Origin of the sequence: Acetobacter pasteurianus subsp. pasteurianus LMG 1262 = NBRC 106471 (assembly GCF_000285275.1) — a bacterium.
Classification (GTDB): Bacteria; Pseudomonadota; Alphaproteobacteria; order Acetobacterales; family Acetobacteraceae; genus Acetobacter; species Acetobacter pasteurianus.
Genome location: NZ_CADO01000043.1, coordinates 1 through 8,759 on the forward strand (window position 1 = coordinate 1; position 8,759 = coordinate 8,759).

The 8,759-nt window shown below is 53.6% G+C and carries 7 protein-coding genes; all 7 read left to right on the forward strand.

Annotated elements, in window-relative coordinates:
• A partial coding sequence (locus tag APA10_RS08740) for a UvrD-helicase domain-containing protein (protein ID WP_250698532.1) occupies positions 1 to 421 on the forward strand: 421 nt, incomplete at its 5' end.
• A gap of 57 nt (positions 422 to 478) precedes the next feature.
• A complete protein-coding gene (locus APA10_RS15545) occupies positions 479 to 1,510 on the forward strand; it encodes a tyrosine-type recombinase/integrase (protein WP_003630460.1) in 1,032 nt (343 codons plus the stop codon).
• Positions 1,511 to 1,514: 4 nt separating this feature from the next.
• Entirely contained in the window at positions 1,515 to 3,740 is a 2,226-nt protein-coding gene (locus APA10_RS08745; protein WP_035366157.1) for a site-specific integrase, read from the forward strand.
• Positions 3,737 to 5,956, forward strand: a complete 2,220-nt coding sequence (gene recD2 / locus APA10_RS08750) for an SF1B family DNA helicase RecD2 (RefSeq protein WP_035366159.1) — start codon at positions 3,737 to 3,739, stop codon at positions 5,954 to 5,956. Before APA10_RS08745 ends, recD2 begins: the two co-directional genes overlap by 4 nt.
• 113 nt (positions 5,957 to 6,069) lie before the next feature.
• Entirely contained in the window at positions 6,070 to 7,197 is a 1,128-nt protein-coding gene (locus APA10_RS08755) for an ATP-dependent helicase (protein ID WP_276325080.1), read from the forward strand.
• A 208-nt stretch (positions 7,198 to 7,405) separates the two neighbouring features.
• Positions 7,406 to 8,290: a DNA/RNA non-specific endonuclease gene (locus APA10_RS08760; protein ID WP_003630467.1), complete on the forward strand. Its 885-nt coding sequence runs from the start codon at positions 7,406 to 7,408 to the stop codon at positions 8,288 to 8,290.
• A gap of 97 nt (positions 8,291 to 8,387) precedes the next feature.
• Positions 8,388 to 8,597: an antitoxin VbhA family protein gene (locus tag APA10_RS08765; protein WP_003630469.1), complete on the forward strand. Its 210-nt coding sequence runs from the start codon at positions 8,388 to 8,390 to the stop codon at positions 8,595 to 8,597.
• The last annotated feature ends 162 nt before the right edge of the window (positions 8,598 to 8,759 follow it).

Below are 8,759 nucleotides of genomic sequence, written 5' to 3' on the forward strand. Positions count from 1 at the left end.
CCATTCTGGCACATTGCGATGCCGTGCGGGGAGGACGGCAACCACCCCATCTCGTTTGAAGGAAGATCTGGTGACGCCTGAGATGGCAGGGCATCATGTTGAAGCCATGATAGCGCGAGCACATGCCCAGAAACGTTTTATGGACGATGCGGGCTGGCGCTATGTGGTTGAGTTGTATGGTCGTTACCAGAGTTTGCTACGCGAGCAGAATGCTGCAGATTTTGGGGATCTGTTGATGTGGCCGACATTGGCAATGCTGCACAATGATACCTATCGCTACCGCTGGTCACGCCGTTTCACAGCCGTGATGGCTGATGAGTTTCAGGACGTCAATCGAGCCCAGTTTTTATGGCTCAAAATGATTTCAGAGGTGTCAGCAGAGTTCTTTGCTGTAGGTGATGACTCTCAAAGCATTTTATAAGTTAGTTGGAATACATCGGCTTGAATCTATACCTTCGTGTTGCAAAGGGAGGGTACGATGCCTGAGCCTAAATGGTCACGATATCCGCAGGTTTCTGAGAACTCTCAAGGATGCTTATGGCTTTCGTTGCTCGACAATCTTGGCCGTTCGCCCGCTACCATAGACGCCTATGCCAGAGGCCTGGAACAGTATCTGTTTTTTTGTGAGGCAGCAGGTGTTGCTCCTGAGGCAGCAACTTTGAGTCATGTTTCACTATTTGTAAGGTATTTACGTGGAGAAGACGTTCCTTTCCTATCCACTCGCGCTGCTGTGAGCAATGCTACGCTTCATCAGCGCCTGTCCGCCGTCCGACTTTGGTATGATCATTTGGTCTTTGAAGGAATCAAACATCGAAATCCGGTGCCGCGAGGGCAGGCGGTTGTAGGGCGCGGCCCACTCTCGGAGCATGTCGGGTTCAGGTATGGTTTGGTACGTCGTTCCAAATTACTGCCATATTTGCCATCTGACGAAGAATGGGCTAGCTTGCAAGAAATAGTCGCACAGGAAACAGTCAGAAATCGCCTCATGTTCGCCTTGGCCTACTATGGCTCACTGCGCCGAGAAGAGTTAGTAGGTTTGAGGGTGTCGGATATTGACCCTGCGAGACGTCTCCTCACTATTCGGGCTGAGACGAGTAAAAGTGCACACGCTCGAGTGGTTTGTTACTCAGCAGTGATTTGTCCTGTGTTGGCAGTGTATTTACATCGTCGACGCGGTGCGACAACCCATTCAGGTGCCTTGTTTCTGTCTGAGTCAGATCGAAACTTTCGACAGCCCATAACGAAGTGGTCATGGAGCAAAACTGTCAGACGTCTTGCCCTTCAAGCCGGCATACCGGCGTTCAGTACTCATACCTTGAGACATCTGAGACTGACGCACTTGGCCCGGTCAGGCTGGCGTCTGCACGATATCGCAACGTATGCCGGACACCGCAATGTTCAAAGTACGACACTTTATATCCATCTATCTGGTGAAGATCTTCTCCGTAAAATCGCACACTCGGTCGAACAGATGGATATGAATCTTGGTAACAGGGTCTTCGGAGGATAGAACAGTGGCCGAATATCAGGTTTCTCACATCCAGCCCGAATACAAATTCCACATTAATCTCGATGAATACGACAGACGGGCGACATTGTCTGCAGACGAATTAAAAGTTGTCAGACGTTGGAAAGAAGAAAATCTTGTTATTACGAAACGGCAGGCTCCGCGTCTTCATAAGCCTCTGACGGACATCCTGTATCGCAGCAATCTCGACCGCGCTAACAGCCATCGTGCTTTGAAGTATTTGCTTCTGACGGTCGCACACCAGGAAAAACCCTACTGGGGGTGGAGTGAAGACCTGTGGGTTGAGATTATCAATAATAGTCCTGTTCTGAAAAAAACCGGAATGGTACCGCAGTTGATTGCAGTCGCTTATCTTCTGTGTGGTTTTCGAAGCGTGTACAAAATTCAACGCAATGTGGCGACGGCTGTCGTTGCCCGATTGGTTTTTGGAGCGGAGATTGTTGATACAGAATGTGAGCGTCTGTTCTCGGCCCTAACCCGTGTCGGCTTCGTCTGTCAGACCGTTCGGCCCCTCGTACCATCAGTATTTGCTGCAGTTGCATTACAAGGCGAGAATCCAAAACTTGAAAGTTTTGATAGGAAGATACTGGAACATACACGAGAGTGTTACACAGGAAATCATATCGCCAAGCGGATTGGAATATTGTCAAACGGTTTGGCCGCAATGGGGCTTACATCGAAGGTTATTCATTTCCGGGCATACCAACCTCGTCATGGAACTGAAACTGATAATATCAATCCTGAGTGGATGACATGGTGCCGACGTTGGTTGGAAACAACAACCTTGCGAGAAGGGGCGAGGCGAGCAGTTTACAACACTCTGACCCGTATCGGAATCTGGTTGGGTCGCGAGCATCCTGAGGTCACAGGACCAGAGCAATGGACGGTATCGGTATGTGCCGACTATCTCGCCGCCGTCGACAGGTTACGTATTGGCGATTGGGGCGGTTCCACCTTTGATTATCGTCTGATCCCAACAGTTGGCCAGCCTCTACAGGCTCCAACGAAAGTTGCTTATTATCAGGTTATGCGTCGGTTTTTATCTGATATTCAGAGTTGGGAATGGGCGCAGCTCCGGTGTAATCCGCGATATCATCTCTCGACACCGAAGAATATTGCGAAATATCTTGGCGTAAATCCTAGGACCATAGATGATGCTTCTTGGCTGAAACTGACCTGGGCCAGCTTCAACATTGAACCAGACGATCTTTCTCCTGACTGTTTCTATCCATTCGCCCTGTTGCAGGCAATCGCCGTGGTGTGGACACATGCAGGCCTTCGGAGCAATGAGATCGCCCGACTTCGGGTCGGCTGCACGCGCGAGCAATCAGAGGATGTGGTTGATCAGTCTGGCAACGTCGTTCCGGCAGGGCAGGTCTGCTGGCTTGATGTTCCGGAAGGTAAAACTTCGGTCGCGTACACTAAACCGGTCGGCCATGCTGTTCATAAGTACATTACGGCCTGGATGAAAAAACGAGCGTCACCCCGTAAACATCTTGATCGGCGAACCGGTGAACATGTACATTTTCTCTTTCAACTTCGGAACAGGCCAATCGCGAAGGAAGTTTTAAATCAGACTGTTATCCCGCTTTTGTGCAAAAAGGCTGGTATTCCGATTGAGGACAGTAAAGGCCGTATTACAAGTCACCGTGGACGGGCTTCAGCCGTTTCTATGCTGGCCAGCGTTCCGCAAGGAATGACAATATTCGATTTGGCAAAATGGTGCGGCCATACGTCCGTTCAATCGACGATGAGCTATGTTCGGTCGAAACCTACGCAATTGGCGAGTGCGTTTGCCAAGGCGGATCAGGCGGCGCGGATGATCGAAATTGTTATTGATAAGGAGGTTATTGCGGCAGGCGCAACGAAGGATGGAGCACCTTGGAAGTATTACGATTTAGGTGATTCTTACTGTAGCAATGCGTTTTGGAGCACTTGTCCGCATCGCATGGCATGCGCACGCTGTTATTTCAATATTCCGAAGCCAAGCGCCAAGGGCGTTGTCCTGGCCGCTCAGCAAGCAGCCAATCGTTTACTGGAAGAGGTCTGGTTAAGCCCAGAGGAACGGGATGCCGTGTCCGGAGACGTTGAAGCATTGGAGGGAATGTTAAACAAGCTTCGAGATAAGCCAGCGCTGGATGGCCGAACGCCTGGCGAAATTTCGGCAACATGCGGTTCCCAAGTGTCTTCTCCGTTCACAGAATCAGAATGACCAGTGCCGTGGTTGGAGAACAATGCCAAACGGAAGCGCTGGCCGGCCTCGTGGAGCGGGTGACGTTCCACAATGCCGAGAACGGTTTCTGCGTCCTGCGGGTGAAGGTGCGGGGGCAGCGCGATCTGGTCACTGTCGTCGGCCATGCCGCCATGATCTCGGCGGGTGAGTTCGTGCAGATGTCGGGGCGCTGGTTCAACGACCACACCCACGGCTTGCAGTTCAAGGCGGAGTTCCTCAAGGCCAGTCCGCCGACCACGGTCGAAGGCATAGAGCGCTATCTCGGCTCGGGCATGATCCGGGGCATTGGTCCCGTCTATGCCAAAAAACTGGTGAAAGCGTTCGGCGAGGCCGTGTTCGACCTGATCGAGCAGGAACCGCATCGCCTGCGGGAAGTGACAGGCATTGGTCCCAAGCGGGCCGAACGGATTGTCGGTGGCTGGGCAGACCAGAAGGTGATCCGCGAGATCATGCTGTTCCTGCATAGCAACGGCGTCGGCACCTCGCGGGCCGTGCGGATATTCAAGACTTACGGGCAGGACGCGGTCCAACTGATCAGCGAAAATCCCTATAGGCTGGCGAAGGATATCCGGGGGATCGGCTTCAAGACCGCCGACCAGATCGCCCGTAAGATGGGGATCGCGCCTGACGCGATGATCCGGGTGCGGGCCGGGATATCCTACGCGCTTGGTGAAGCGATGGATGAAGGGCATTGCGGCCTGCCTGTGGGAGAGTTGCTGACCAGTACCGCCGAACTGCTGGAGGTCGCCACTCCTCTGATCGAGACGGCCCTCGCGCTGGAACTGGAAGCGGGCGACGTGGTGGCAGACAGCGTGGGCGATACGGGCTGTATCTTCCTGACTGGTCTCTATCGTGCCGAGCAGAGCATCGCCGAGCGGTTGCGCGCCTGTGCCATTGGCCGTCCACCCTGGCCTGACATCGACGCTGAAAAGGCTATGACTTGGGTGGAAGGCAAGACCGGACTTGCCATGGCGCCCAGCCAGCAGGAAGCGGTGCGCCTTGCACTGCGTAGCAAGGTGCTGGTGATCACGGGTGGTCCTGGCGTGGGCAAGACCACGCTGGTCAACGCCATTCTGAAGATCGTGACTGCCAAGGGCACAGACGTGCAACTTTGCGCGCCGACCGGCCGGGCGGCGAAGCGCCTGTCGGAAAGCACGGGGCTGGAAGGCAAGACCATCCATAGACTGCTGGAGACGGATCCGGGCAATGGCAGTTTCAAACGGGACGATACCAACCCGCTGACCTGCGACCTGCTGGTTGTGGACGAGGCCAGCATGGTCGACGTGCTGCTGATGCGCTCCCTGCTGCGCGCGTTACCTGACAGCGCGGCTCTGCTGATCGTCGGCGACGTGGACCAGTTGCCTTCTGTCGGACCGGGGCAGGTGCTGGCCGATATCATTGGCTCCGATGCTGTCCCTGTGGTGCGCCTGACCGAGGTGTTCCGCCAGGCGGCACAGAGCCGGATCATCACCAACGCGCACCGGATCAACGAAGGGAAGATGCCGGAGCTGAGCGCGGAAGAGGGATCGGATTTCTATTTCGTGGAGGCGGCTGAGCCCGAGGTCGGACTGCGCAAGTTGCTGGCCGTGGTGAAGGACCGCATCCCGGCGCGGTTCGGGCTGGACCCGGTCCGCGACGTGCAGGTGCTCTGCCCGATGAACCGGGGTGGGCTGGGCGCACGGTCGCTGAATATCGAGTTGCAGCAGGCGCTGAACCCGGCAGGCGACGTGAAGGTCGAGCGGTTCGGCTGGACCTACGGTCCCGGCGACAAGGTGATGCAGATCGCCAACGATTATGACCGGGACGTCTTCAACGGGGATCTCGGCGTTATCGACAAGATCGATGTGGAAGAGGGCGAACTGACGGTCTTATTCGATGGACGGGAGGTCGTTTACGGCTTCGGCGAGTTGGACGAACTGGTGCTGGCCTACGCGACGACCATTCACAAGAGCCAGGGCTCGGAATATCCGGTAGTGGTCATCCCGCTGGTGACGCAGCATTATACGATGCTGGCGCGGAACCTGCTTTATACCGGTGTTACACGGGGGCGGAAGCTCGTCGTGCTGGTCGGGCAGAAGAAGGCTCTGGCCATAGCTGTGCGAAATCAGGGCGGAAGGCTACGTTGGTCAAAACTGAGAGACTGGCTGGTGGGTACGTCAGGTACAGGTCATCTATCCCGCCTAAAGAAACCTTAAAATTGCTTTTTTGAGGTTGTGAAATTGTATTCCACATAAATTCATGGCGTGGGGCGAAAATAGGATTTATCCGGGGGTTTTCAAAAGAATTTCCAGACGCGCAGACATTTAAACTGGAAGAAAACTTCCGATCGACAGGTCATATACTTGATGCATCGAATGCAATCATCGCTCAGGATCAATCGCGCATTCCCAAAACGCTCTATACGCGCAAAGGGGCAGGTCAACCCGTTGAGGTGCTGCAGTTTTCCTATATGAGTGAAGAGGCTGATGCGATTGCCGCTGAAATTGGTAGACGTGCAGCATCTGGGTGCGCCTGGCATGATATAGCCGTTATTTACCGACAGAACAGGCTCAGCCGTGCCATTGAAGAAGCTCTGATCCAGGCCCGTGTTCCTTATGAAATTGTAGGAGATGTTGGGTTCTACCAACGTGTGGCAGTTAAAGATGCTCTTGCACTGCTCTCTCTTGCCGCCCGCCCGGATGACCGACAATCCGATGAAGCCTTCCGTCGGGTAGCAAATAAACCCACGCGCGGGCTTGGAGCCAAGGGGTTAGGAGCTATTGAGCTGAGAGCCCGTGATCAGGACATATCCTTATTGGCTGCTGTCAGTGAAACACGCCTCTCCCAAAAAGCTGCGGCCGCCCTGAGAGAGTTTGAGCGTGTGGTGAGGGAGATTGGCGCACAAGAGGATCTGACTGTCGGGGATCGGATGCGTCTCTTGCTTGAAGATACCGGTTATTACGACATGCTCCGAGCTGATGACAGTGATGAAGCTGCGACGCAGATGGAAAACCTCGCGGAGTTGGCCGACGTTGCTGACCGTTATCGTAAGATTGATCACTTGATGGAGCATGCCTCACTGGCTTCCGGCGCCCCAGGGGAAAAAGGTAAGGAGCGGGTGCAGTTACTGACAATGCACCGCGCTAAGGGTCTGGAGTTTCGTCACGTTTTTCTTCCAGCTTGGGAAGATAATCTCTTCCCAGGCACGAATGCTCGTAATCTGGATGAGGAACGTCGCCTAGCCTACGTTGCGCTGACGCGCGCTATGGAGCAGGCGACAGTGACCTCATGCGATTATCGGCAAGGAACATCCTCCATTCCCTCGCGGTTTCTCAATGATATTCCACCGGGCAATCGGATTTCACACTGGAACTGGCAGGTTGGGCAAGGAGCGATTCCCTGCACCAGATCTGCCTGGGAGCAAACACGACGTGAACTTGACGCACTAGGTTTGTGAGAATGGACGATAGGCCTGAACGACAGAGGAAGGCTCCAGATCTGGCAAAGGCAAGGAGTTGGGCGCATTATTGCTGTATATGTAACGCCGGTGCCGCATTCGGCGCAAACACACGGACTGGAGCAACCGAGTGGTATTGTCGCGAGCATAGGCATCTGATGCGCCCCGTGCCACCGGGGCCAATGCCTCGTGCTGCAGGCCGCAACTCATGAGCAAAGGGTTCCACAAGGGGCTGAAGCTCATGTTCCTGTTCCTGATATACGATGTGCAAGTTGATTGGGCCTACGGAAAAGAAACCTGTTCCAATTTGTTTTTCGCAGGAGAGAGCCCCACTCTAGAAGGTGAGTTTGGCCATGGGACTGTCCTGTGCAACACCGCTTATGCAGTAATGGACTCTCCAGTAACAAAAGGTCCGATCTGGTCGGCAGAGTATATCGTCGAAGAAAACCTAGAAGTTGCGGCTCGTACCAAGCGAGAAGGATATTTCTATCCGGACGCCCGGCTTCCTGCAGGATACCGTGGGGAGTTGGCCGACTGGAAGCATAGTGGCTGGGATCGAGGACATTTGTCCCCATCCGGTGACTTCGCCGGTCTGGCAGCTCAGCAGGAATCCTATGCGTTATCTAATGTTGTCCCACAGGCACCGGGTTTGAACCGCGGAGCATGGGAAGGAATTGAGGCCGCGGTTCGGGGGCTCGCGAATGCAGAGGGAGAGCTCTATGTTGTCACAGGAGTGCTGTTTTCTCATGAAAGACCCAGTGTCGGGACTGACAGGGTCATGATCCCATCAGGAATGTGGAAGGCTGTCTATGATCCTATTGCAGAAGGTGCCGCTGTGTATGTCTGTGCAAACACCAATCAGCCTGATTGTAAGATAGTCTCTTTAGAAGTTTTGTCCCGTTGGGCCGGTATCGATGTATTTCCGTCTCTGGCAGTCTCTATCAAACAGCACATCATGCCGATGCCCGCCATAGAAGAGAGCCCATATGCGGCAAGTGTCCGAACCGAACAGTCCAGAGCAAATGGATTTAGCTGGAATGATCGGCGCGTCAAAGAAGTGTTGCGTTTACTGCAGAAAGCACTTGGTCGATAGGTTGTAAATCTTTGTTATTTCCAGATAAAAATCCAAAACATTTTGAATTACCAGTGATATTTAACGTATTATTGATGGAACTATAGAGGGTGTAACAATGGAAAAAACACTTATCGCACCGGCAATCACTCATGAAGAATCACAGCGCCGCAGGCGAGCTGTCGAAGAAGCGCGGGCAGCTAATTTCCGGCAGGGCTATCGTCACGATGCCATTCTGGAAGAAGCTAATGAGCGCTTTATGCTTGGTTTGATTTCGCTTGATGATTCAAAAAAAGAAATGCGGCAGGCTGTTCTGAATAACCGTTGAGCGTTCCAGCATGTCACACGTAAACGTCCGTTTTCTCCTGGTGACTTATAGTTGCCCATTTTCGTAACAATTGGGTATACGGAAAAAAAAGCACATCAAGAGGGCTCTTGCTAGGTGTTTGGTCCCGGGGTTTGATGGGTTGGATTGATGATGAATCTTTCT